Origin of the sequence: Microvirga pakistanensis (assembly GCF_004458765.1) — a bacterium.
GTDB lineage: Bacteria > Pseudomonadota > Alphaproteobacteria > Rhizobiales > Beijerinckiaceae > Microvirga > Microvirga pakistanensis.
Genome location: NZ_SPJX01000710.1, coordinates 111,992 through 137,720, shown reverse-complemented (window position 1 = coordinate 137,720; position 25,729 = coordinate 111,992). Strand labels below are relative to the sequence as shown.

At 61.1% G+C, this 25,729-nt stretch carries 10 protein-coding genes; 9 read left to right on the top strand and 1 reads right to left on the bottom strand.

The window, feature by feature from the left end:
* Positions 1-38: 38 nt before the first annotated feature.
* The 8 genes from pglX (at position 39) to E4K09_RS27245 (ending at position 23,594) form a co-directional block, all read left to right on the top strand.
* Positions 39-3,779, top strand: a complete 3,741-nt coding sequence (gene pglX / locus E4K09_RS27280; protein ID WP_134500751.1) for a BREX-2 system adenine-specific DNA-methyltransferase PglX — start codon at positions 39-41, stop codon at positions 3,777-3,779.
* Positions 3,776-7,501 (top strand): BREX-2 system ATPase PglY family protein, encoded by a 3,726-nt coding sequence (locus E4K09_RS27275; protein WP_134500750.1) that lies wholly within the window; start codon positions 3,776-3,778, stop codon positions 7,499-7,501. The genes pglX and E4K09_RS27275 overlap by 4 nt, the downstream gene beginning before the upstream one ends.
* Positions 7,498-10,182 carry a BREX-2 system phosphatase PglZ gene (pglZ, locus tag E4K09_RS27270; RefSeq protein ID WP_134500749.1) on the top strand — a complete coding sequence of 895 codons (2,685 nt, stop codon included), beginning with the start codon at positions 7,498-7,500 and terminating at the stop codon, positions 10,180-10,182. The genes E4K09_RS27275 and pglZ overlap by 4 nt, the downstream gene beginning before the upstream one ends.
* Positions 10,179-11,495, top strand: a complete 1,317-nt coding sequence (gene brxD, locus E4K09_RS27265; protein ID WP_134500748.1) for a BREX system ATP-binding protein BrxD — start codon at positions 10,179-10,181, stop codon at positions 11,493-11,495. Before pglZ ends, brxD begins: the two co-directional genes overlap by 4 nt.
* The gene (locus E4K09_RS27260; protein WP_134500747.1) at positions 11,492-13,573 is read left to right on the top strand and encodes a DEAD/DEAH box helicase; all 2,082 of its coding nucleotides are present in this window, start codon (positions 11,492-11,494) and stop codon (positions 13,571-13,573) included. Before brxD ends, E4K09_RS27260 begins: the two co-directional genes overlap by 4 nt.
* Before the next feature lie 895 nt (positions 13,574-14,468).
* Complete coding sequence (locus E4K09_RS27255; RefSeq protein ID WP_134500746.1) at positions 14,469-17,102, top strand: hypothetical protein; 2,634 nt, start codon at positions 14,469-14,471, stop codon at positions 17,100-17,102.
* Positions 17,099-23,014, top strand: coding sequence for a DEAD/DEAH box helicase (locus E4K09_RS27250; RefSeq protein ID WP_134500745.1), 5,916 nt, complete (start codon positions 17,099-17,101; stop codon positions 23,012-23,014). The genes E4K09_RS27255 and E4K09_RS27250 overlap by 4 nt, the downstream gene beginning before the upstream one ends.
* A gap of 292 nt (positions 23,015-23,306) precedes the next feature.
* Positions 23,307-23,594, top strand: a complete 288-nt coding sequence (locus E4K09_RS27245) for a hypothetical protein (RefSeq protein ID WP_134500744.1) — start codon at positions 23,307-23,309, stop codon at positions 23,592-23,594.
* Between the two features lie 42 nt (positions 23,595-23,636).
* Here E4K09_RS27245 and E4K09_RS27240 read toward each other — a convergent pair whose 3' ends face one another.
* Positions 23,637-24,245 (bottom strand): hypothetical protein, encoded by a 609-nt coding sequence (locus E4K09_RS27240; protein ID WP_134500743.1) that lies wholly within the window; start codon positions 24,243-24,245, stop codon positions 23,637-23,639.
* A 139-nt stretch (positions 24,246-24,384) separates the two neighbouring features.
* Between E4K09_RS27240 and E4K09_RS27235 the strand changes: the two genes are divergently transcribed.
* Positions 24,385-25,377, top strand: a complete 993-nt coding sequence (locus E4K09_RS27235; RefSeq protein WP_244610721.1) for an ADP-ribosylglycohydrolase family protein — start codon at positions 24,385-24,387, stop codon at positions 25,375-25,377.
* Positions 25,378-25,729 lie beyond the last annotated feature (352 nt).

Below are 25,729 nucleotides of genomic sequence, written 5' to 3'. Positions count from 1 at the left end.
ACCGTTTCCCGATCCGATTCTCTGGATATCATCACATTATGATCGACGCGCAACGCCTGCTTGCTGACTTGAAGCGCTTCCGGAAGAAGCTCGAGGACGATCTTCGAGCTTACCACGCCGGGTCGCGCTTTCGGGAGGCCGTCCAGGCCGAATGGCAGGAGGCACGGGACACCAAGCGGACGGCCGACACGTTCGAGACGTTCTTCTCCGCCGCGGTCGATCAGGCGGCCGTGCACTGGATCCTGGCGCTCGTTTTCCTGCGCTTCCTCGAGGACAACGGCCTGCTCGATCGCCCCATCGTCTCTGGCGTGGGGGAACGGCTGGAACTGGCGCAGCTGCGGCAGCGTGAGCACTTCCGCGTGCGCCCGACGGACAGCGACGCGGAATACCTCCTCGCCGCCTTTGAGGAGCTTGCCCGCTTGCCGGGGTTGAAGGGCCTTCTCGACCCGACCCACAATCCACTGTTCCGGTTGCCGGTCTCGGGCGACGGCGCGCGCGACCTGATCGGGTTCTTCCGGCAGCGCTCGGTGGAGACGGGCGAGCTAAATCACGACTTCACGGATCCGGACTGGGGGACCCGCTTCCTTGGGGACCTCTACCAGGACCTCTCGGAGGATGCACGCAAGCGCTACGCGCTGCTGCAGACGCCGGACTTCGTCGAGGAGTGGATCCTATCGCGCACGCTCGATCCCGCCCTCCGCGAGTTCGGGCACGAGCAGGTACGGATGATCGACCCGACCTGCGGCTCGGGGCACTTCCTGCTTAGCGGCTTCGCGCGATTGCTGGAGGAATGGCGGCGTCATGCGCCGGACATGCCGGCGGCGGCCCAGGCACAGAAGGCGCTCGATGCGGTCGCGGGGGTGGACCTGAACCCCTTCGCGGTGGAGATCGCCCGGTTCCGGTTGCTCGTCGCAGCGTTGAAGGCCGCCGGACAGACCCGGCTGGCGGCGGCACCGGATTTCCGGTTCCAACTCGCGACAGGCGACAGCCTCCTGCATGGACGACACTTCGCCAAGCGTGAACTCGGGGGCACTGAGGAAGGCTTCCGGCGCGTGCTGCGGCACCACTATGCTGCGGAGGACACGGACGCAGTCGACGCGATTCTTGGCCGGCAGTACCACGCCGTAGTGGGCAACCCGCCCTACATCACGCCGAAAGATGCGGCAATGCGGGAGGCCTACCGGGAGATCTACGAGAGCTGCCACAGGACCTACGGGCTCGGGGCTCCATTCGTGGAGCGCTTCTTCGATTTGGCGCAGGACGCTGGGGAGGGTCGACCTGCGGGCTTCGTCGGGCTGATCGTCGCCAACAGCTTCATGAAACGGGAGTTCGGCAAAAAGCTTATAGAGAAAGTGATGCCTTCGGTTGACTTGACGCATGTTGTCGACTGCTCAGGCGCTTACATTCCTGGACATGGCACGCCGACAGTTATTTTGCTTGGGCGCAACCGGGCGCCAGTTTCTGCAATGGTCCGCACGGTCCGGGGTGTGCGAGGAGAGCCGTCCACTCCACAAATTCCAGCTCTCGGTCGTGTATGGTCAGCAATTGTGGCCCAAACAGATCTGGAGCGCTCTGACGGCGAGTTCGTGAGCACGGAAGAGACGAGCAGGAAGCTGTTGTCGCGCCACCCTTGGAGCATAGGTGGCGGCGGTGCGTCGGACGTTCAGGCCGCAATCGAGCAAGGCGGCTCAAAGATTTTGAAAAACCTGATTGCATCGATTGGGTTCTATCAAGACACCCATGCTGACGAAGCATTTGTTCAGCCGCTAAGTTTCTTCCGTCGAAATGGAATTGAGACTCTTTGTAAACTACAGATACGTGGAGACGATATTCGGGATTGGAATTACACTGGGGACGAAGCGATATTGTTTCCCTACGATAAAGAACTAAAACTATTGAAGAATTTAGATTTAGGAAGTTCTCTGTCTTGGTTTTGGGCTTTACGAACCTTGTTGTGGAGTCGTTCAACCTTCGGAGGTGGAACATACAGATCGGTTGGACGCTCATGGTTCGACTACCATCAGTTTCCCGTAGATCGTGCACGAACGCCGCTTTCAATCGCATTTGCATTCGTGGCGACGCATAATCATTTTGTGGTTGATAAAGGCGGCAAAGTTTTTAATCGATCGGCTCCCGTAATTAAGTTGAAAAATGGAGCTTCTGAGGAAGAGCACAACACCATTTCTTGTCTGCTTAATTCTTCTGTCGCTTGCTTTTGGATGAAGCAAATATTTCACAACAAGGGGTCGACCGTGGATGACAAAGGAGCGCGGCAACGGACAGATCCTTTTGAGGATTTCTATGAATTCACTGGTACAGGGCTGCAAAAATTCCCGTTGCCGGACGATCCTTATGTAGCTCTTGCTGAGCAATTGTACGCCACCGCGAAAAGCGTTTCGGCTGCATTGCCTTCATTCGTATGTAGGTCAGTTCCGACCAGAGTCACCCTGGACGAAGCTCGGGTCTCTTTTGATTCGAGTTGGTCTCGCATGATTGCGCTTCAGGAGGAGCTCGACTGGACGTGTTACGGTCTTTACCAGCTATGCGATCCGCCGCCACAACACGGAAATCCTCCGCCAATCCAATTGGGGGAGCGTGCTTTTGAGATCGTCATGGCCCGCCGAATGGTTGAGGGCAAGGTTGAGACGACATGGTTCGAGCGCCACCGCTCGACGCCAAAAACAGAGTTGCCAAAGCATTGGACACCCGACTACCGAGCCGTCGTTGAACACCGCATCGAGCTGATCGAGAGCGACCCCACGATCGGTCTGATCGAACGGCCGGAGTATAAGCGCCGCTGGTCCATGCCGCCCTGGGAGGACATGGAGCGCGAGGCGCTGCGGACATGGCTGCTCGACCGGCTGGAGGATCCGCGCTACTGGCCGGCGGGAGACCCCCGCATCGTCTCCGCGCGCGCGCTGGCCGACGCCACCCAGCGCGATCCCGACTTCATGTCTGTCGCCGAACTCTATGTCGGCCGGTCCGGCTTCGACCAAGAGTCGCTTGTCGCCGAACTTGTCCAGGGCGAGTCCGTCCCGTTCCTCGCGGCCATGCGCTACTCCGAGAGCGGTCTGCGCAAGAGGGCAGACTGGGAGGCGACCTGGGACAAGCAGCGCGCGGAAGACGCCATTGACGCCGAGGTTGAAGCCCGTCGGGAAGACTACGTGCGCACCGCCTGGATCAAGCTGAACCCTCGGCAGGAGGGCGAGACGGCGGAGGCCTATGCCGCCCGGCTTGCAGCCGGGCACGTCTCTGATTCAGTGCGACGCGCCGCAGACACTGCCATCGCGACGGAGCAGAAGCGACGCAAGGCCGAGAAGATCGGTGACATCCCTGTCCCTCCGAAATATCGCACGCCGGACTTCCAGTCGGCCGTGTACTGGCGATTGCGGGGCGGGCTCGATGTCCCCAAGGAGCGCTTCGTGTCGTTCCCCCAGTGCTCGCGCGATGCTGATGCCAGCCTTCTCATCCTCTGGGCCGGTTTCGATCACCTCGCCCGCGCACAGGCCTTGGCCGCCCTCTATGTAGAGCGCAAGGAACAGGACGGCTGGCCGGCCGAGCGGCTCGTGCCCATGCTGGCTGGCCTGCTCGAACTAGTGCCCTGGCTCAAGCAATGGCATAACGACATCGATCCAAATACGGGACTGCGCATGGGCGATTTCTTTGAAGGCTATGTGGAGGAAGAGGCGCGCGGACACGGCCTGACGCTGGCCGACCTTCGCGCCTGGACACCCCCGGTGGTTCCGCGCCGAACCCGCGCCCGCAGGAGCGCCTCATGAGTGCCGATCACCGTCCGCTTCTGCGGGACCTCATCACCATCCCGGAGAGGGTTCAGACCAACGACTTCGTCCTGAAGCTCTCCGAGGGCGTCACCGAAGAGGGGGCAGAGCAAACCATCCGCTCCTATGTTGTCACGCCGCAGCTCGAGAAGGCTTTCGACCAAGCGCTCGGCTTTATCCAGGGCGCGGTGGAAGGAACGAAGAGCGCTGCTTGCTACCTGCATGGCTCGTTTGGCGCCGGCAAGTCGCACTTCATGGCCGTGCTCAACCTTCTCCTGGCCGGCAACGCCAGGGCCCGGGGCGTCCCCGAACTGGCAAGGGTCGTGACGAAGCACGACGTCTGGCTCGGAGGGAAATCGTTCCTCATGGTCCCGTTCCACATGATCGGAGCGAGGGATGTCACCAGTGCCGTTCTCGGAGGCTATGCCGCGCATGTCCGGAAGGTCAGGCCCGAGGCGCCTACGCCCGGGTTCTATCTTGGCGAGAAGTTGTTCGAGGATGCTCGAGGGTTGCGGAGCAAGATGGGGGATGCCGATTTCTTCTCCCACCTGAACGCAGGCACCAGTTCGGACGATGATGGCTGGGGCGATTTCGGGAGCCAGTGGGACGCCGGCTCGTTCGAGTCCGCCACCCTGGAGCCGCCTGAAGGCGAGGAGCGCCAGCGCCTCGTGGGTGCGCTGATTGCCACCTATTTCCAAAACTACCAAGATATCGCAGCGACCCGGGGCGAGGCCTTTGTCGACCTCGATGCGGGCCTCGCCATCATGAGCCAGCACGCCCAGCGCCTCGGCTATGATGGCGTAGTCCTCTTCCTCGACGAGCTGATCCTGTGGCTGGCCAGCCGAGCCGGTGACGTCGATTTCGTGAACGACGAAGGATCGAAGCTCTCCAAGCTGGTGGAGGCGCAGGATGCACGCCGGCCTGTTCCGATCATCTCCTTCGTGGCGCGCCAGCGCGACCTGCGCGAACTCATCGGGCAGCAGCACGCCGGTGCCTTGCAGGTGCGCTTCTTCGACACTCTGAAATACTGGGAAGCGCGTTTCGACAAGGTGCTTCTCGAGGATCGCAACCTGCCGGTCATCGCCGAGAAACGCTTGCTCGCGCCCGTCAGCGAGACCGCCAAGCAGGAGATCGACGCGGAGTTCGACCGGGTGATGCGGACGCGCCAGCAGGTTGTTGAGACCCTGCTCGGGTCGGAGGGTGAGCGGGATCTCTTCCGTAAGACCTATCCGTTCAGCCCGGCGCTCGTGCAAGCCCTCATCGCGGCTTCGTCAGTCCTGCAGCGCGAGCGCACCGCGCTGAAGCTCATGCTGACGCTGCTCGTCAACCGGCGCGACGAGTTGCGGCTCGGCGCGCTAATCCCCGTCGGCGACCTCTGGGATGAGATCGCGAAGGGCGACCAGCCGTTCTCCGACGGCATGCTGATACAGTTCGAGAATGCCAAGAAGCTCTGGACGCTGAAGCTGCTGCCCTTGCTGGAGAGGGAGCATAATGTCAGCTGGCAGGATTTGCAGGACGGGCGGGTTGACGCGCAGGCGAAGCGGCGCTTCGACAACGATGCCCGGCTTCTCAAGACGCTACTTCTGGCGGCGCTCGTTCCCGAGGTCGAGGCGCTGCGCGCGTTGACAGCCCCGAGGCTGGCCTCGCTCAACCACGGATCCGTCACGTCGCCTGTGCCCGGCGGTGAGGGTGGACTTGTCCTCCAGAAGCTGCGGAAATGGGCTTCGCAGGTCGGCGAAATTCGCATCAGTGAGGACCAGACGCCAATCCTCTCACTGCAAATCAGCGGGGTGGACGTCGAGCCCATCCTGGCCAATGCCGCCCAAGCAGACAATGACGGCCAGCGCCGAAGCAAGCTGCAAAAGATTCTGTTCGAAGCCTTGGGTATTCGCGACGATGGTACGCTCATCAACGCGCAGCCCTTTGTCAGCTACGAGCATCTGTGGCGCGGCACGAAGCGCGAGGTCGATCTCTATTTCGAGGCGGTCGCCGACCTGAGCAAGGATCGCTTGCGCGGGCGCGGGGCACCCGTCCTGGTGCTGGGTCTACCGCTCGATCCGGCAGGTCGACCTCCGTCGACGCATCTCGCCCATGCCCGCGACTTCGATGGCGAGAACGCGTCAGGCGGTGTCGTCTGGCAGCCCTCGTATCTGAGCGACCGAGCCCTCAAGGACCTCGGGACGCTCGTGCGGATCGACTTCCTGTTGGCGGGTTCGGGAGACCGGCTCCTGGAGGCCGCGCGGATGCTCTCCGCGTCCGACCGCGAGCAGGCCCGCGCCGTGCTGCGCAGCCAGCAAAGTGCACTCGGGCAGCGCATTCGCGGCTGCATCGAAGCGGCCTACGGGATCCGCAACGATAGCGACGGGTGCATTGGAACTGCCGTGATTCCGGAAGACCGGCTCGTCTCGCTGGACGGCGCGTTTTCACCCCAGATGCCCGTTGGTGCGGACATGAAGGCGGCGGTCGGCCAGTTGCTCGACCGCTGGTTTGAGTACAAGTACCCAGCACACCCGGTCTTCGACACCGAAGTCAAGGATGCCGTCTTGCGTCGGGTGCTCGAGAGGATCGAGGCCGCAGCGCAGGAGCCGGACCAGCGGCACTTCGTGGAGGACCACGCGGACCGGCGTTCTCTCGGCGCAATCGCCGTTCCCCTGAATCTCGGGGTAATGAGCCAAACCCACCTGAAGCTCAGCGATCACTGGGCGAACCATTTCGCCACCATGCATGCCCGCGAGGGAGGGGGGCCGCTGACCGTCGCCAGGCTGAGGCAGTGGATTGACGAGCCTAGGCCCATGGGCCTGCCGACGAAGGTCCAGAACCTCGTCATTCTTGCCTTTGCTGCTCAGGCCGATCGCGCGCCGAGCCTCAGGGGCGCGCCAGCCAGCGTCTCCCTCGATCGCATCGACAATGCGGTAGAGCTGCTAGAGGAGCCCCTGCCGGACGAGGCCACGTGGGCGAAGGCCCGCGAACGGGCGTCAGCTTTGTTCGGACTGGCCCCGGGAGAGGTCAGGAAGGGCGCCACGCTTACCGCCTTGTCGGCTGCTCTCGTCACCAACAGTGGGACTCAGCGCCTGCTGTTGTCAAACGTGCTGCAGGAGATCATGGCGAAGGCGAGCGCCTTTGGCGTCGCGCTCACGGCCCCTCGGCTGGCGACCCTGCGCTCCGCGCAGGGTCTCCTCGCAGACCTTGCGGCGGCGGCCACACCGTTGACCCGTATCGAAGTGCTTGCGCGCGCGCAGCTGGAGACCAGCGAAGCCGCCGTGGCACGTGTCTTGGGAACCCTCCAGGACCTCCGTGAAGCATTGACCATTGCGGATTGGACCATCATCGAGACCGGATCGGGCCTAGCCGATCATCGCAAGAACGCGGCCGAGGGTCTTCGTGCCAGGATCGTCGAGGCCCTTGACGCCGACGAGCACGCGGTCCCGCTCAAGCCCGTGCTGCGGGAAGTCCAAAGGCGGGCCTCCGCGCTGTTGGCCGAAGCGGCACCTGCACCGCCACGTCCTCCTGAGCCGCCGTTGCCTCTGCCGCCCAACCCACCGGGCCCCGTGGTTCCACCGCCGGGCGAAGAGCTTGTGGAGGAAAGCCACCAGATCACTCTGGCAGGAACGGAAGCTGCCCACACGCTCGACCGACTACGTCGACAGATGGAAGCCGATCCGAAGGCGAAGCTGACACTGTCCTGGCGGCTGACGCGGATGAATGCTGGAGAGACCGAATGAGCCCCATGCTGGCGCCCGACCGCGCCCAGATCGAGCGGGCCCTCGATGATCTTCTGCAGCGGGACGAGAAGGCGCGCATCCTCGCAATGCGTTCGCCCCAGAAGCGTGCTTGGCCGGAAGCGATCGTGCGTGGCGGCTGCAACTTCCACGTCGCCTGGTGTGCCTCGGAGCTTGAGATCCGCGAACATCTCGATCGCGCAGAGGCCGAGAGCGACGGCGTCATCGTGTTGACGCCGCTGGACGAGACAGCCCTTTCCAGTGACGTGATCGCTCGCTTTCCGCGGGCTCGCTTGAAGCATACGGATCGCTGGTCGGCCCTTCGCGCGCTCTTCAAGGTGAGCGCACTGGATCCCCGTCTCGCATCTCAGACCTGGCTCGCCGACCTCCTTCTCGACTACGTGCCCAAGGAGGGATACAAGCCCGCCCCCGGCGGCGTGCTGGATCTCGATACGGCCTGGCGTGCGGCGCTCGGCGACGTGCTCGAGCTTCCTGACGGTCGCGGCGATGCCTCTAGTCTGATGGAATGGGCGCTCGAACCGGTTGGCCTCGATCGTCTCGTTCGGCTTCCTCAAGACGTCCGTTCGGCCCTTATCCAGCGGCTTGGGGTCGAAGGCGGGGCGGCCGCCTCTCTTGTTCTTGCCGCGGCTTCCCAGGGACGGGGAAGCGAAGCTCTCGCGCTCTCCCTCGTGTGCGGTGTTCTCTTCGGCGAGCAGCCCGCCCGACCCGAGCTGCGAGAGGCTGCTGTCCGGCTCGAAACGTATGTCGGTGGTGTGCCCATCGAGCCTGCGGGAGGAGCTGCCCTGGCGCGGGCCGGACGAAGCCTCTTCAACCGACTGCTGCAGCACAACACGGCCGCCGCGCGATCGGCCGAGACACGCGCGACTGAAATCCTCATTGCGATCCGTGCAGAGCAGGCTGTCGATTTGAGCCCGGTCCTGCAGGCCGGTTTCGAAGCACAATTGCGCCAGGCGGCAGCCATCTTGCAGCACGCGTTGGCGACAGGAGCCGTCGACGATGTCGGGGCCTGCTGGCGCAGCCTGCGGATCCTACAAGCCCATGACCGGGCAGGCGACAACGCACCTCGCCTGGCGCGGGCCACGATGGCCATTCGCCTGGTGACATGGCTTACGGCGAGGCGTGCGGAGCCCGCGCGTGGATTTGCTGAAGCTGCAGCTACATTCGCGGTGGATGGTGGGTTCGTCGACCACGCAAGGAATGCCTTGCGCAGCGGCGATCCGCTCCCGGAAGTGGCGAGCGTGTATGCCCGGATTTCGCAGTCCGTCGGCGAGCGGCGCGAAGCTGAGAACCAGCGGTTCGCCATCCTTCTCAAGGATTGGAACCAATCCGCTGGAACTGGTGAGGGGCCGCCCTGGCCGGTGGAACGTGTTCTTGAGGCGATTGTTGCGCCCCTCGCGCGTGACGTTCCTGTTCTCCTCCTGGTTTTCGATGGGCTGAGTTTTCCGGTCTGGCGGGCCCTGGGTGAGACGCTGGCTAGGCTTGGCTGGCTGGAACTAAATCCGACCAACAGTCGGGCCCCGATCAGCGCCGTGGCGGCCATTCCCTCCGTCACCGAGATTTCCCGGGCCAGCCTGCTGTCGGGCACGCTCCGGCGCGGCGACCAGGCTGCCGAGCGGGCAGGCTTTTCGTCATCTGGGCCTCTCCTCGCTGTTTCGCGCAGTGGTCTGCCACCGAGGCTGTTCCACAAGGCCGACCTCGGCGCTGGTCCCGAGCTGGGCGAAGATGTGAGGCGCGCGATCGCCGATACGCACCAGAAGATCGTTGGCGTCGTCCATAACGCCGTCGATGCACAACTCGCCGGAAGTGACCAGCTCGACATCAACTGGTCCGCCGACGAGTTCCGCCAGGTCGGATCGCTTCTTCACGCGGCCCGACAGGCCGGCCGGACGGTGGTGATCACGGGCGACCACGGGCACGTTCTCGACACCGGCACGGTTCAGGCGTCCGGAGGCTCCGGAGATCGATGGCGCGTTGGCAGTGCAGCAGCTGCCGACGGCGAGATCGCCCTGTCCGGCGGACGCGTCCTGTCGCCTGCGGGTGGGACCGCGATTGTCGCGGCCTGGAGTGAGAGGCTGCGATACGCAGCCAAGCGGAAAGGGTATCACGGTGGTGTCGCACCCCAGGAAGTCCTCGTTCCTGTCTCCGTGCTGACGACGGGTGATGCTCCAACCGGCTGGGTTCTCGCACCGCCGTCCGAGCCCTCTTGGTGGCTTGGTTCCACCCAGGATGTCCGGCCAGCCGTTGTGCCCGCACCATCCATGACGACCACGCGGCGCGACACGCCCGGCCAGTTCGACCTCTTTGGCCAGCCAGGGTCAGGTGGAGACCTAAATCGGCCTCAACCTTCGGCGCCTACGTGGATCGACACGCTCATAGGTTGCGAGAACTACTTGGCCCAACGGAGCCTGGCCGGGAGGGGCGCACCGCCCGACGACCAGATCAAGGCGCTGCTCGTGGCACTGTCTGGGCGCGGCGGGCGCATGAGCAAGACGAGCCTGGCCCAGGGCCTCGGGATAGCCGCTGTTCGACTGGGGGGCTTCGTCAGTGCGGCGCGTCGCGTTCTCAACCTCGATCAGGCCCAGGTCATCGCCCTCGACGGGGACGATGTCATTCTCGACGAGGCACTCCTTCGCCTGCAGTTTGAGCTCGGAGGACGCCGATGATCAGCCCGCAGCGGAGAGCCTTGATCCTTGATGCCCTGCGGCGCGGGACCGTGCCCCGTGAAGGGTTGGGCACGATCGCCGTGGGCATGGAGCGCTTCGAGTCGGCCGTCGACGCCGATCTCGCGGCCGCGGCCGGCGGCCGGGGCGCATTCAAAGCAATCCGGGGCGAATATGGGTCCGGCAAGACCTTCACCGCGCGCTGGCTCGAGGAACGTGCGCGAGGGGCGGGCTTTGCGACGGCCGAGGTGCAGGTCAGCGAGACGGAAACGCCGTTGCACCGATGGGAGACGGTTTATCGTCGTCTCGTGGAGCGACTTGCGACGTCCGATACGCCGGATGGAGCACTGCGATCGTCGGTCGATGCCTGGTTCTACACTTTGGAGGAGGAGGTGCTCGCCGACGGACGTGTGCCTGCCGAGGATGCGGAGGCCCTGACCGCGGCAACGGATGGCGTGATGGAGCGCCGGCTTGCCACGATCGCGCGAACCGCCCCGGCGTTTTCGTCCGTTTTGCGTGCGTACCGCCGTGCCCTCCTAGCAGAGGATGCCGCACTGGCTGAAGGGCTGATTGCCTGGCTCGGAGGGCAGCCCAACGTGGCCGCATCGGTGAAGAGAGCGGCCGGAATCAAGGGCGATCTCGATGCCTTCGGAGCGATGCATTTCCTGGGCGGCTTGCTGACGATACTGCGGGATAGTGGTCGAGCAGGGCTTGTCCTGGTTCTCGACGAGGCCGAAACGCTCCAGCGCATGCGGGCCGATACGCGGGAGAAGGGGCTCAACGCGTTGCGCCAGTTGCTGGACGAGCTCGACGCAGGGCGGTATCCGGGGCTCTATCTCGTGGTCACGGGAACTTCCGCCTTTTTCGATGGCCCCCAGGGTGTCCAGCGATTGCCTCCGCTCGCCCAGAGGCTTCACACTGACTTTGCGACCGACGCTCGATTCGACAATCCTCGGGCTGTCCAGGTCCGTCTGCCAGGCTTCGATCTGGAGGCGCTCGCGACGGTCGGGCGTAAGGTACGCGATCTCTATGCCGATGACACCGAAAATGCCGATCGCATTCTTCGTGTGGTGGACGACCTCTTCGTCCAGGACCTTGCAAAAGGGATTGCCGGGCGGCTGGGAGGCAAGGCCGGCGTGGCGCCGCGGCTCTACCTTCGCAAGCTCGTCACCGAGGTCCTGGATCGCGTCGACCAGTTCGCCGACTTCGATCCACGCCAGCACTACGCGCCGACCGTGGACGAACGCGAGATGACAACCTCTGAACGTGCTGCAGCCGCGGCATCGTCGGTGGATGATGTCGAGCTAGAACTGTGACAGAAGCTTTCGACGCCCTCCACCCGGCGCTTCGCTATCACATCGTGAGTACCCTGGGATGGCCGGATCTTCGGCTGACCCAGCGGGAGGCCGTTGGACCGATCATGGCCGGCGAGGACGTTCTCCTTCTGGCTCCGACCGCAGGCGGGAAAACGGAAGCTGCGTTCTTCCCGCTCATCTCGCGCATCGCCAACGAGGGCTGGCGAGGGCTTTCGGCCATTTATGTTTGCCCGCTCAAGGCGCTTCTGAATAATCTGGCTCCGCGCCTGGAAAGCTACGCCGGCTTCCTTGGGATGCGGGTCGGGCTTTGGCACGGGGACATTGGGCCCTCAGCCCGCAAGCGGATGCTGGCTGACCCGCCAGAGATCCTGCTGACGACGCCGGAATCCCTCGAGGCGATGCTGATCTCGGCGCGCCTCGACCACGTGGACTTTCTCGGTGGCGTGCGGGCCGTCGTCATTGACGAGTTGCACGCATTCGCCGGGGACGACCGCGGATGGCACCTCTTGTTCCTCCTCTCAAGACTAGAGCGGCTGAATGGGAGGAGGCTGCAGCGGATCGGCTTGACGGCTACCGTGGGGAACCCAGCCCAGTTGCTCTCCTGGCTGACCCTAGGGCGAGAGGGGCGGGTGCTTGGCCTGACGAAGCCCGTGGCCGACGGGGATGTCACCGTCGACTATGTCGGCTCGGTCGGCAATGCCGTCATGGTCATCTCCAGGCTCCATCGGGGCGAACGCCGTCTCGTCTTCGCCGATAGCCGCAACCGTGTGGAGGAACTCGCTGCCGGGCTCCGTGCGGCTGGCGTTCGCACGTTCGTGTCCCACGCATCCTTGTCGATCGACGAGCGCCGCCAGGCCGAGGCGGCCTTCGCGGCTGAGCCTGACTGCGTGATCGTCGCGACGTCCACCTTGGAGCTGGGGCTAGACGTGGGTGACCTGGACAGGGTCTTTCAGGTCGGTGCTCCGCCGAGCGTTGCCTCCTTCCTGCAACGGATGGGCCGGACGGGACGCCGTGCCGGAGCCCGCAGAAACTGTTTGTTCCTGGCTACCGACGAGGAAGAGCTCCTCGCGTGCCTCGCATTGGTAACTTTGTGGAGGGAGGGCCATGTCGAAGCCGTCGTGCCGCCTCCACGGCCCGCGCATTTGTTCGCCCAGCAGGTCATGGCGCTTATCCTCCAGGAGAAGGGGATCGCGCGTGGCGATATCGCAGAGTGGCTGGGGCCGTCGATCGACTGTGTACCGGCTGCGGATCGGCAGGCGGTGCTCGACCATATGCTTGCGACTGGTGTCCTGGCTGAAGATAAAGGCGTCCTTGGGCTGGGACTCGCCGGAGAACGTGAGTTCGGACGACGGCACTTTAGCGATCTCGTGGCTGCTTTCAGCGAGCCACTGCTCCTGGCTGTCCGCCATGGGGCCCATGATCTCGGCTCCGTTCACCCGACGAGCATCACGAGGAAGAGAAATGACGTTATCCTGTCTCTCGGGGGGCGTAGCTGGCGTGTAACGGACTTGGATTGGAGAAGGCGTACCGTTGCGGTCTTGCCCGCTCCGGAGGGCGGGCGATCACGGTGGCTTGGCTCCGGTCGTCCGATGTCGAGCGCCGTTGCGCGAGCAGCCGAACGGATCGTCGCCGGCACGGTGCCAGGCTGCGAACTCTCCCGCCGGGCGAGTGCCAGGATTGAGGAAATAAGGGAGGATCTCACCTTCGTTGACGGCGAGTGTATGCCGGTCGTCACCGACGGTGCCGGAAGAATTACCATCTGGGCCTTTGCAGGCGGAGCTGCGTGCGCGTCCATTGGTGCCGGGTTGGAGGAGCAGCGGCTGTCAATCTCAAGCAGTGACGGCTTTTCGATCACAATGAAGAGCGGGAGCGGGACGCAAGTGGCACAGGCGCTTGACGCCATGGAGCAACACAGTATCCGGCCGCGCCTGCCAGACGATATCGCCGATGCGCTGAAGTTCAGCCTTTGCCTCCCGGACGGGGTCCTTCGGGCCGTCCTCGAGGGCAGGATGTCCGATTCAGAAGGCGTGAGATTGGCGTGTGCAAGGAAGCGTAGGCTGGTAATCTTGACGGGCTGAACGCTTGAGGGCCAGTTATGGGTCTGATGTAACTTAGTAAAATAAACGGCAATCCAGTTGCCCTAGCGAAGCCCGTGGCGCGCTGGCCGCGGCATGCATAGGGGAGCACGCACATAGCCACAAAATAAACGGGCCCGAACCACAAATTGTAGACTTTTTTAAGAGCGACGGAATAAACTTGGCGGCCAGGCACTCGAGACAACAATAAGTTGCCAGTGTTCGTGGCTGATGCGCCAGGGGGATCTCGTTGAACCAGCACAGTTCCGTGCAGAATCCGTTATTCCAGCCACTCAAGGCTGCGACGCTCCTGCTGAAGCAGTCAGTAGAACGAGCTAATGCATCCCCGTTCCTCGGGCACCACAACCTGAAACCTGACCTGGAAAGGCGCGCTGGAGAAGGAGTGCGCACCCTAGTTAACAAGGATGTAGCGCGGTTCCTGCGCCTATACGAGAAGTACACGCTTCTCTGCTCCTGGACGATCGCCAAGGCGGTTGCGGAAGGCTACGCGGAGGACGGGACAGCTAACGTCTACGGCCCAATCGCAAGAGCATTGGACTGCCAAGACATACCGGGCAACTTGAGGGGGAAGCTAAACAAGGCCTTCCGAAACGCATGTGCCCGTAACGGTCTTGCTCTTCCGCCTGTCTTCGGGGAAAGCACCGACTGGGTCGGAGACTACGTAGCCCAAGCCGGTGTCGCTCATGCCCAGCTCAAGAGCCTTGCGGAGGCCTTCGTAAAGGCATCAGTTCGCCTTGGGCCACCGCCGCTCGAGGACACGACGTACCTCCACCACTGGTCCTGCGAGGCGGCTGAACTTGCTCACCCTGGCCTGGTGCGCTTGCGAAAGGTGATTGCGTCCGACACTGTCGGGTATCATGCAACAGTGTTTTCCCGGATGAGCGGAGGCGAGAAACCTCGCAACCTCTTTGAGGAACGCTTCGCTGCCGAGATCACTGCTGCTCGCGAGAAGAGCACAAAGCTGCTCGGCGAGGTGCCCCGGCTTCCGCCGGCCTTAGTCCTGCGAGATGGTGAACTTGCGGTAGAGAACCCAGTTCGAGGACGAGCCATTGTACTGCGGATGAATGGCCGCGATCGCTTCCTATCAGCCGGTTCAATCCTTGCACTTTCTGCTCCGTGGCCGGAGGTGTTGCCCTGGCGTCTTGCAGAGGAAAGCGACGCGACCAAAGAGAATTCGATCACCATTCTCGGCCCAGATGATGTGCTGGTTTTTGATGGCGAGTCGGGTGCCCTCTTACAACGAATTGCTTCTAAAACCACCGCGATCGCCGTCGATGCGACGGGGACCTTTGTCGTAGCCACCAACCCGTTTAACGTAGGCGAGGCCGAAAGTGTCGATATCGGGGGAGGTTACGCTCTCTATGTCTCTGTCGAACAGGCAGTAACCCTACGCATTGGGGAACGCACCATCCGTATCGGGCTCGTGCAGCGTCCGCGTCTTCTCGTCGAAGGTGAAATACTCTCCACTGCCCTCGGGGTGCCGCTCACCGCTTGCCCTTCCGAGGTGCGAATCCTAGCAGATCCTGACACGTTAAGCGAAACTCTAAGTTTGAGAGTCGAGCATCCTGTTCTCTCCTCGGCACTCGACGTGCCGGTCACCAAGTCAGACCAGGGAGTTGCAGTTGCCAAGCTCCCTACTCTGCCAGATCGAGGGGAGTTTGGGGCTCTACGCATTTCGCTTTTACTGAAAGAGCGCGTGCTCGCGCGCACGAGGATCTGGTACTGGCCTGGTCTTATAGGGCTTATTGAGGGGGTCGCATTCAACGCACCCACAATCCCACCAAATCTCGATCTTGACGCCAGCGGTCACGTTGAGATCGGGCCGAGTGGTCAGCTCGAACTCAAAGCGGGTGATGACTACCTGGTCGCAGTTGTTGCCTTCCAATCCAAGACTGAGACCATCACCTTACCATTTCCCCGTCGTGGTGTGGTTGTCTCGGTCGCACCTATCAACGGTCCAGAGCGTTCTCTCCAAATTGGCGAACCACTCGTCTTATCAGAGGGCCTCGACGGCAGCCTTGTCATTCGCTCCTCAAATCGACGGTCGGCGCTTGACATCTGTGGGCGGCAAGAAGCAGAGCCCTTCGCGCAAAGTGGCACTCGTCGTATCCCTCTTGCGGCCCTCCTCATTGGGGATGGCCATAATGAGGTTCGATACTGGCCCGACGGCGATAGCCACCAAGCCTTTACTCTTCTCAAACTTGTCCCATCGACGAACCCAGCAGAGTTCACTTGGACGCCGCGAGCCGAGCTTGTTGAGATCGCAAGCAAATTTCACGTTCCCGTGGATGCAGCGCGGCTTGATCTCGTCCATACCATCAATGGTGACCAGCTCGTGATCGAGGCGGCCGTCGGCCGCCGCCCTGTCCAGTATCCTGATCGTGACAGTATCACGGTCACCCAAACCCGCGCTGACCGAACGGACTTAAGGCTACGGATTGATCGTCGCGTCTTCGCCGAAGGAGTCTGGACTGCCGATCTATCGGTTCGCCTTGAAGGCGAGGAGGAGTGGCGGCCAGTAATCAACGATCGGCACGATATCTATGCTTTCGCGTTTGACGGATGTCAGGCTGGCAGTCTGAGACGAGATACGGCTTCCCAGATCTTCCTACGCCTCGATAAGGCGTTGTCTCAGTGCTATGCGACTCCAACATGGCGAAGCATTGAAGCGGTGCTGGTGCCGGCTTGGAGAACAGTGGGTGAAGGGCTCGCACAATCTAGCCCCGGGCGTTCAGTCCTCCTCCAGGCAGCCGGGCACGCACCCCCGGCGTCAGCCTCATCGTCCTGGGTCCCTATTCAACATCCGCTCGAGTTGACCCCCGACCTTTTTGACGCCCCACTCCAGGACTTCGCAGTATTTGAGCATGCGTCAGGCGAGGGCCTTGAGACGCTCGCGCAAGCATCAAAGCTTTCAACTTGCACAAGTGCTGTACAAGCGCTTGAGAGGTTCAATATCACTCCGCTCTTCTTTACAGCCTTTGCTAATTTCAAAGCAGCAGCTGCAAACCCTTCGCTGCCTCTACGCAATTTTTCATTTGAAAGCTATGCAGCCGCCATCGCCGCTTTGGAAGGTGACCGGAGAGGTCAGTTTTGGTCGCCGGCACGCCCCTGGCTGACCCTGGCCCACCATTCCTGGTGCTGCGAGGCGGCTCTTTCTCGCTTGAGGCAGGTCGCGCCAGCAGGCAGCAGCACCAACCAACAAAGACTACCAGGCGTTATGCGATTTGCTCGCGAGGCTCTGCGTGTCAATGGTGCCAAAGCTCTCGCAGCACCAGCCGCACTAAGCGACGAAATGGAGCTGATTAGCGCGATGCCTGGAGCGATTTCTGCTTTCGCGCGTGCTTGTCGCCGCGGTGAAAGCACGTCGTTTCTCGAAACAATCATGACGCGAAACCAAGAGGCTGGCACCCACACATACCGTAACGCCGCCTTCTTGATCCGGCTCGCACCGGAACTGCTCGCCTTCTATACCACCCTGTGGCATCTCGTGACTCTCAGCGAAGCAAAATGAACGACCTTAATCCTCTCGCCTTCCGTGAAACCCTTCGTGAGACGATGGCGCGCTACATGGCAACGGCCGTGCCCGTGTCCCAACAACGACTGCCTCGTCTTTCGGCAGCCATTCGGGAGGAGTTTTCCTCGGTTGGGACCGACCTCGTGAAGGGGCCTTATCTCGAGATCCTCCCAGATTTCAAAAAAGGGGAGAGTCTGCGGCAGCTTGTTTCCGCTGGTGTGCTGGATAGGCGGTGGCTCGCGATGGAAGAGACAGGACATGGGCACCTGCTCGACCGTCTCCTCCATTCGCACCAGGCGAGAGCCATCCGAACCGCAGCAACACAACAAAATTACCTCGTAGCAACGGGAACGGGCTCGGGAAAAACAGAGAGCTTCCTCTACCCGATCGTTGACTCACTTCTCAAAGATGATCTGTCTCGGCCAGGCGTTCGCGCCATTCTGATTTATCCCCTCAACGCGCTTGCGAACGATCAGCTCTACTTCCGCATCGCGCGCCTCATCCTGCGGGAGCTTGGCGACCCGGGGATTACATTCGGCCGGTTTACCGGCCAGGTCGGATCCGCCGCCACCCGAGAGGAGGAGGAAGCCCGGATTCTCCATAACAAGGCGATCGTACGCGCCCTTAACCTGGATGACTCGGTGCCCCGAAGCTGGCTGCTTTCGCGTGGTGAGATGCTGGCCCGGCCACCGCATATCCTGGTTACAAACTACGCCATGCTGGAGCATCTACTTCTCCTGCCAAGGAATGCCCCCCTCTTCGCTGGAGCACAGCCCCGCTTTCTCGTGCTCGACGAAATTCATACTTATACCGGTGCCCAGGCCGTTGAGGTTGCCTTCTTGATCCGCAAGCTCAAGACCCGGTTGGGACTAGAGCCGAATGCCATTCAAGCCATTGGAACGAGCGCGAGCCTTGATGAGTCTCGAAAGACGGAACTTATCAAGTTCGCCTCTGAGCTGTTTGGGGCACCGTTCCCTGAAGAGCCGGAGAAAGCCGTTATTACAGGCAGCCGGGAGCTGCATGCGGCTCTGCGGGCCGGCGCGGCTGACAAAACACTTGATGCAGACGGTTGGGCGCGAGCCGGGCAGGTCGCAGCACAGATCATGGCCGACAACGATCTTTCGATCTGGACTTGGAATGCACTCTGCACCGAGGCCAGCCTTGAACACTTACAGGTTGATATAAATGCCGCCACGTTGGGCGAGGGTTTGCTCGATGTGCTCCCCGGCTTTTCTGAGGTCCGCAGGCTTGCTGCAATCCTCGCTGAGGGTCTAGCCCCGGTCACGCATGCTGCGGATAGCCTTTTCCCTCAAGCGTCAGTGAGCCAGCGCCTCGAGGCCTTACGGGCTATCGTGTCACTTTGTGTCCTCGCGCGTCGCGACGGGGAATTTCCCATTCTGCCTGCGCGCTACCATCTCGCCGCGAGCGGCATCGAAGGCGGTGTGGTGCGCCTCGATCCATCATCTCCTGAAGGCTGGGCAGATTTCCGAGCTAAGCGATCCTACGACCCAGGCGATGGCACTGCTTATTTCCCCCTTCTTGCATGCCGCAATTGTGGTGAGGCCTATATCGAGGGCTGGGAGTGGGCTGGCGGCATAAGTCCCAAACCGCAGGTCGGTGGCCGGCGAAGAGTGTTGCGCCTCGTGGCCGACGGGTTAGCCCTCGACTCAGACGAAGATGCTGATGGTCCGGATGAAATCGGCGACAGCGCACAAGAGACGGTCACCATCGACGCAAAGACTGGGGCGTTTACCTCGGCTGCGGTCCCGGGCAGTATCACGCTTGCCTGCGCCGAGATGAAAGAAGATGACGAGGAAAGGCGCAGCTACGTCGCTCGCTGTAGTTGTTGTCACGCAACTTCCGGCGTTTACCGCGAGCCTGTCACTCCGCTCCACCCAGGTGATGATGCACTCGCCGCCGTCGCGGCCCAGCAGTTGCTTGAAGCTTTGCCAGGCCAACTGGATGGCGAACCGCGTCCGATGGATGGGCGCAAGGTGCTCGTTTTCTCCGACAACCGGCAAGACGCTGCGTTCTTCGCCCCATTCTTCGAGCGCACAAGCCGTGATCAGGCCATACGAGCTGCGATCGCTAAGGTACTATCAAACCAGCGAGGGGAGACCCTCAAGCTCGACGAACTCGCCGATAGCGTCACACGCGTTCTAAGAAATGGTGGTGAGCGCGCGTTTGCAATTTACGACAAGGAAGGGCACGAGGTTTCAAACAGTCTAACGCGGCGAGCGCTCCTAAACTGGGTTGCTGCCGAGTTCTGCTCTCCCGCTTACGCGCGCCTTTCTCTGGAAGCGCTCGGCCTGGTTCAGGTTGCGTATGAGGACAAATCGCTCGAAAAGGTGGCGGAGCAAATGCGTTTGGCTGCGCCGGAGCTTGGATCCGACGCCAAAGCCATTGCCTCTCTGTTCCTCGATTGGGTCCGTCGCACTCGGGCTATCGGAGATCTCAGTGGGGAGCTAGATCTGACCGACCCCTCCATCTGGGGAGAGCGTCACGCTCAGAAGAACAGGTGCTTTGTTGCAGAACGGGATGCCAAACACGGAGCTTCGGTCCGCAGCATTATCCCTAAGCCGAAGCGAAGCAATCGCTTCACATCGTTCTTGAATGAACTTCTGCGCGATGATGGCAAAGCGCGTGCGGTCGTGGCCGCATTCTTCAACGCAGCTCGCAAGGCGGAACTGCTGGTTCCACGTCCTCCCGGTCACGTCCTTGACCTGCGAAAAGTTCTTTTGTGCAGCGGCGGTGCTGCACCGTTAATGCAGTGTCAGGCGTGTGGCTCCCGGGCGCAGCGCAATATCCGTGGTCAATGCCCGTCCTGGAAATGTGGTGGCACCTTACAGGCCCTCGATCGACCCCAGCGGGATCTGTTTGAGCGCACGAACCATTATGTCCAGCGATACCGCTGCGATGATCCAATGAGCGGCATTGCCCGCGAGCACACGGCGTCTATCGGCACGGAGCGCCGTGAGCGGATCGAGGAGCTATTTCGGGAAGGGAAGGTCAATCTCTTGAGTTGCACGACGACCATGGAGATGGGCGTCGATCTTGGTGATCTTGAGGCCGTGCTCTGCCGCAACGTGCCGCCCGGAATTGCGAATTACCAGCAGCGAGCCGGCCGCGCAGGACGCCGGGCTCAGGCTGCTCCAATTGCACTCACCATGGCGCGCAATGGAAACTTCGATCAGGCCAAGTACCGGGACTTCTCGCTCTACCTAGCGGAAAAGGCTCCCGTTCCCTTTTTGGCTCTGGATAATGCTGATTTCTTCCGTCGGCATCAGCTCTCGCTGGTCCTTTCTTGCTTCTTGCGTAAGCACCTTGAAACCAGCAAGGCTGAAGGGGCACCAAGACTGTCAGACCTGTTTGGGGATTGCCTGGATGAGGCTCGGCTTGATGCATTCAGGGATGCTTATGATGCCTGGGCTGAAAGCGCCGCTGGATTAGCCGCGTTTGAAGAAGCGGAAGCACTTGCTCGCCATCTTCCAGACGAGCTTCGAAGCATCGGGTTTTCGGGGGCAATGCTCCAGGGATACTCACGTCGGCGTATCCGGTGGTTTGCCGAGGGAATCGCCGAGCAGTGGCGTACCTTGCAAGAAAGGCGGCAAGCATTCCGCGACCAGAAAAAGGACAAGGCTGCGGCTGCCATGGAGGCACAGCAGGACAAGCTTCTAGCCCAGTTCCTGGTCAACGCACTCTCCCGCTCGGCGCTCATTCCAACCTACAGCTTTCCAGTCCACAGCTGCCGGCTGGAGATCACAGAGGACTATGATACCGTATCGCACATTGGTCGAAATGACGCTGGGATTCAGCTAGACCGAGACGCGTCCATGGCGATCTCAGAGTACGCTCCAGGCTCTGAAGTGGTGGCCGATGGTCGGATCTGGGTTAGCGCCGGCATTGTGCGCTACCCCAAAGACTTCATGCCTCGTCGACACTATGCGGCCTGTCCGACCTGCCGACACGTCCAGATCGCCGACGTTCGGGACGAGGTTTCAAAGAAATGTCAGCAGTGTGGCGGGTCTGTTGGACCTGTAAGGACGTTCATTGAGCCAAAAGGCTTTCTTACCTCTTATGCGGAACGTGAAGGGCGCGATCCCGGCTCATCGCGGGTGCGCCAAAAGCCTGTTGAAGAAGCTCGTCTCGTCACTCGGGCGCCTGCCCACCTTTACGAGACAACCGATGTCCGACAGGTGTTGACCTTCTTCGCACCAGCTTTTCCGGAGGAGCACGAGAATGTTCCACAGGGTCGGCTCTTTGTGGTCAATCGTGGACCCAAGGGTGGCGGATATGCCCGCTGCCGCAAATGCGAGCATGCCGAACCAGCTCAAAAGAATTTCCAACTCGGCAAACCAATCCTCAGCACCCATAAGGATCCACGTACTGGGGAAACCTGCCCTGTCCCTCAGCTGAATGACCCCGACGATCTCGGGCATGTTTTCGCAACCGATGTTCGCACAATCGCCTTCCGGGCTCCGATGCCGTCGTTCGAGAACGATGCAGACGAGCGTAAACCGTACCAGTTCGCCCGTACATTAGCAGAAGCAGTTCGACTCGCGGCAACCAGAGTCCTTGAAACAAATGGGAGGGGCATTGCCGCAACGGTCCAAGTTGATGGGAACCAGCCAGTCGTGGTTCTATACGATACTGTTGCAGGTGGTGCCGGATATGTAAGGCGCCTGGCCGAGCCGGGCCGCTATAGTACATCGACACTCCTAAAAGCAGCCCTTTCGATCCTGAACTGCTCCGCGCAATGTGCATCGTCGTGTTCCAAGTGTCTGAATGACTATGGCAATCAGCATCATTGGGACGATTTCGATCGCAAGCTGGTTCTGCCCTGGCTGACGGCACTCGTTTCAGACCGTATGCCATCGGTCCGCTTTGCATCACCCAACGCAACCCCATGGACAAATGTTTCTAACGCGTCCTTAAAAGATAAGCTTGCCACGGCCACAACGCTCGATCTTGCTGTCTCGGCCATTGCGGGATCCGGCGACCGTGACCGCGCTGACGAGAGTGTTCGGTTCCTGCGTGACTTTGTCGAGGCATCCCCAAATCGGAGCGTGCGCATCTTCACGCGCGAGCGACCGGCATCGTTTGTGGCGAGTGCGCCTTCAGCACAGGTGGCAGCCCTTGAGGAGCTAGCGCGGCTCGAAAAGAAGGGGCAGGTGGTGTTTCACAAGGTGGATGGAGGATTCTTCCGAAATGACCCGATCCCTCGCCTAGCTGCAACGGTCGCCGAGGGGCGGTTCGCGGTCTTCAGTGATGTCACCCCAGCCCCACTCCTTGACGGTTTACTGGCTGGTCAGTGTTATCTCTGCTCAGCGATGCCAGGCGATGAGGCCGCAAAGTTGGCAGCAACGTTGAACGCGCAGCCAAACGTTCCGAACTTCTTGGGCCAAGTTCTTGCGGAGACATATCTCTTTGACTATCCGCCCGGCGTGCCACGGCCGCTCGAGCAGGCATTCGGCGTCCTCAAAGGCTCCAAGCGTCCTGCAATCACGGTCATTGATCCGTTCCTGCTCAATGGCGATAGGAACAGGGCTCATGCGGCTCAGTTCCTGTCTGAACTCAGTGATCTGACTGAGGACGGCCTTGGTCCTGTTCTGCTTCGCTGGCGCGAGGGCGGCTTCAAAGGATCCGCAGGGCAGCTCCCTGAGCGGGTCGAGGATCAAAAAGCAGCCTTCCGACGGGCGCTTGCGGCCGTTGATCTTGTGGGGCTCAACCCTCGGTTCGACTGTCGTCCTACTCGCGGATCCCACTTCCATGACCGCCAAGTGATCGCCGAGCTTACGTCGGGAGCGGGCCGTGTTGTGTTTCGGTTCGATCTCTCGTCAGGCGTTGATAACTTCATGGATCGTGACAAGGAGGCGAAGGTGTTCCGGACAGCTATTCCAAAGCCCTGAGGCGCGCTCCTGAATTGTGCTTTGCCTGCCGGCTGCTCGAGGCGGGCCCTATCCCAGCGGAAACGATCACTCGTGTGATCCTCGTGAATTGGGATGGTCGGATGCCCCGAGTGCCGACAGATCGACACGGCGAATTGTTCGAAACGGCCGCGTCCGCTCCTTTGTCAGCCCAGGTGAGGTCAGTGTTCGGTTCGATACAGTGATGTCCGGGAGCAGCCAAAGGGACATAAGAGACATCGTGTGAGTCAGAAAAGCGAATGCGCTAGGCGGCTCGGTGTGGAAGGGGGGCGTCATGGCGCGGTTCAAAGCACGAATTCGTCAACGCCAAGGCCCAAGGGACACTTTCATCGAGGCAGAGACCGAGTGGGAGGCAGTTGAGCTTCTGAAAGGGCAATTTGGGCTCAGCAGGAGAGATATTTTCTACATCAAAAAGGCGACAGATAACTCGTGCGCAAGCTTTGCGATGGAACATGAGGCGGAAGAAAGAGAGGAGAGCCCGCTTCAAACGTTCTTCTATACGGCAGTTAGCTTGCTGTTCTGGGTTGTTATTGGAACAGTAATCTACCAGTGCTTCCTGTAACGGCTGATAGCCTAGAAACCGTTCTGTGCCAGCTTGCTCCCCCTATGGATTATCAGGATCCAGTACGTCCTTAAGTAAACGGCCAATCTTCTCCGCATAGGTGAGGCCAGGATCATCCGGGGCCAGAGGGCCGTATATTTCGAGCCCGCTGTGGCCGTTGTCAGCCATGACACACCACTCTGCCTGTGGGTCGTCGAAGGTGTACCGGAACACCAAAGCCCAATCGAGGAAGTCGTTTTGATCCTGCCACTCACTGATCCCATCCAATGGGATTTCCTCCATGAAAGTGAGATCGAAGAACGCTTTCACACAGATTCTAGGGATCGGACCCGCGCTAAAGTCGACCGCTACGACCTTGAAGGTTGTGATGTGGTGCTCCTTGACTGGCGCTAGTGAAATCTCCTCTTTAAGGTTGCATGGCACGAAGAGAACCTCGAGGTGGCTCGCCACGACAGAGCAGATTCGCGCCATCTCGCCTGAGTTAAAGCGCTTCCTCTTGGCCATCTTCCGCCAAGAGGTGGAGCAAGCAATTAGATCCCTAGGAAGGTTAGGCTCATCTTCTGGAAGCTGCCGCTCCGGCCCTCCCCATTTCAGGTAGGCCATCAGGCGATAGGTATAGAAGGGCCCAGTAGCCGGCTGCGTTTGGCTCATAGTTGCTCCCCACCCAATGGGACCTCTTCCCCGCTTCGATCCATCTTGATTTCGCTGATAATCGCTAAGCAACCCCAGTACAGGCATGAGTCTTAGCCTAAGCCGAGGTAGAGTTCCGCATCAACCGGAGATGCGGAACATGAACCAGATGGGCGGCGGCGTTGCCCCCGAGCTAATCCTGTCAAATGGAGATCCGAAGAGTCATCAAGAGCGCATCTATGAGGCCGGATCGTCCATCGACCGAGCTGTAGGATCACTCTTGGGGCTTGCTGTTGGTGATGCTCTCGGCACAACCCTTGAGTTCTCAGACAGGGATACCAAGCCCCACCATACGGAGATAACGGGAGGAGGACCGTTCAGGCTCAAGCCAGGTCAGTGGACGGATGACACGGCGATGGCGCTTGCTCTGGCCGATAGCCTCATCACGTGCGGAAAGCTCGATGCTACGGACCTGATGAAGCGTTTCGTTCGGTGGTGGGAGCACGGCGCGTATTCTTGTACTGGGGAATGCTTCGATATCGGGAACATCACGCGCGAGTCCTTAGAGCGGTTTATCAAAACCGGAAACCCGTATGCCGGACCGATCCATGAACGTTCCGCTGGAAATGGGTCGCTCATGCGGGTCGCGCCTGTTGCCCTGCTTGCTCTGCAAGATGAGGAACTGGCCCTCGAATACGCCCGCGAGCAGAGCCGGACCACTCATGGTGCGCCACTGGCTGTCGAAGCTTGTGCCTTGTTTACCCTGTTGCTGCGGGAGGTAATCGAGAGCGGCAGCAGGGCTGTCCTGAATCGGCGCCCCTGGAAAGGGCATGGGACAATCAGAGCCATCGCGGCAGGTGAGTGGAAAACAAAGTCCCGCGATGAGATCGGTTCATCGGGCTATGTGGTGTCGACATTAGAGGCTGCCCTTTGGTGTGTTGACCGGACAAACAGCTTTGAGGAGGCGTTGGTGCTCGCGGTCAACTTAGCGGATGATGCGGATACAGTTGGTGCTGTTACCGGGCAGCTGGCTGGTGCGCTCTATGGTGCCTCATCGATTCCAGAGCGATGGCTTCAGCCCCTGGCCTGGCGGGAGAAAATCGAACAAGTCGCACTCGATCTCCTGCGAGCATCAAACAAGGCAGCAACTTGACCAAACCTTAGCACAGGTCATGCCGATCGAGGCCCGTTGACCTCCCAGGGCCTCAACCCTGCCGAAGCGTGCTTACCTCCGGCGCTCCAACTCGCGACGCAGGGATTGCACTTCCGCCTGGAGACGTTCCACAGCCCGCGTAAGATCTCGCACCGTCGAATCCGCCACAGCGGGAGCGCTCGAGCTGATCGTTGGTCCAGACGCCTGCTCCTTCGTGCTTGGGCAGTCGGGAAGACCATCTCTCCGATAACGAAGAGAGACGCCTGCGCCAGGAATGACCAGGTAAGTACAGCCTGCATCCGGGTCCCGCCAGGTTGACGGAGGCTCAATTGCCAAAGCTGGGAGCGTCAAG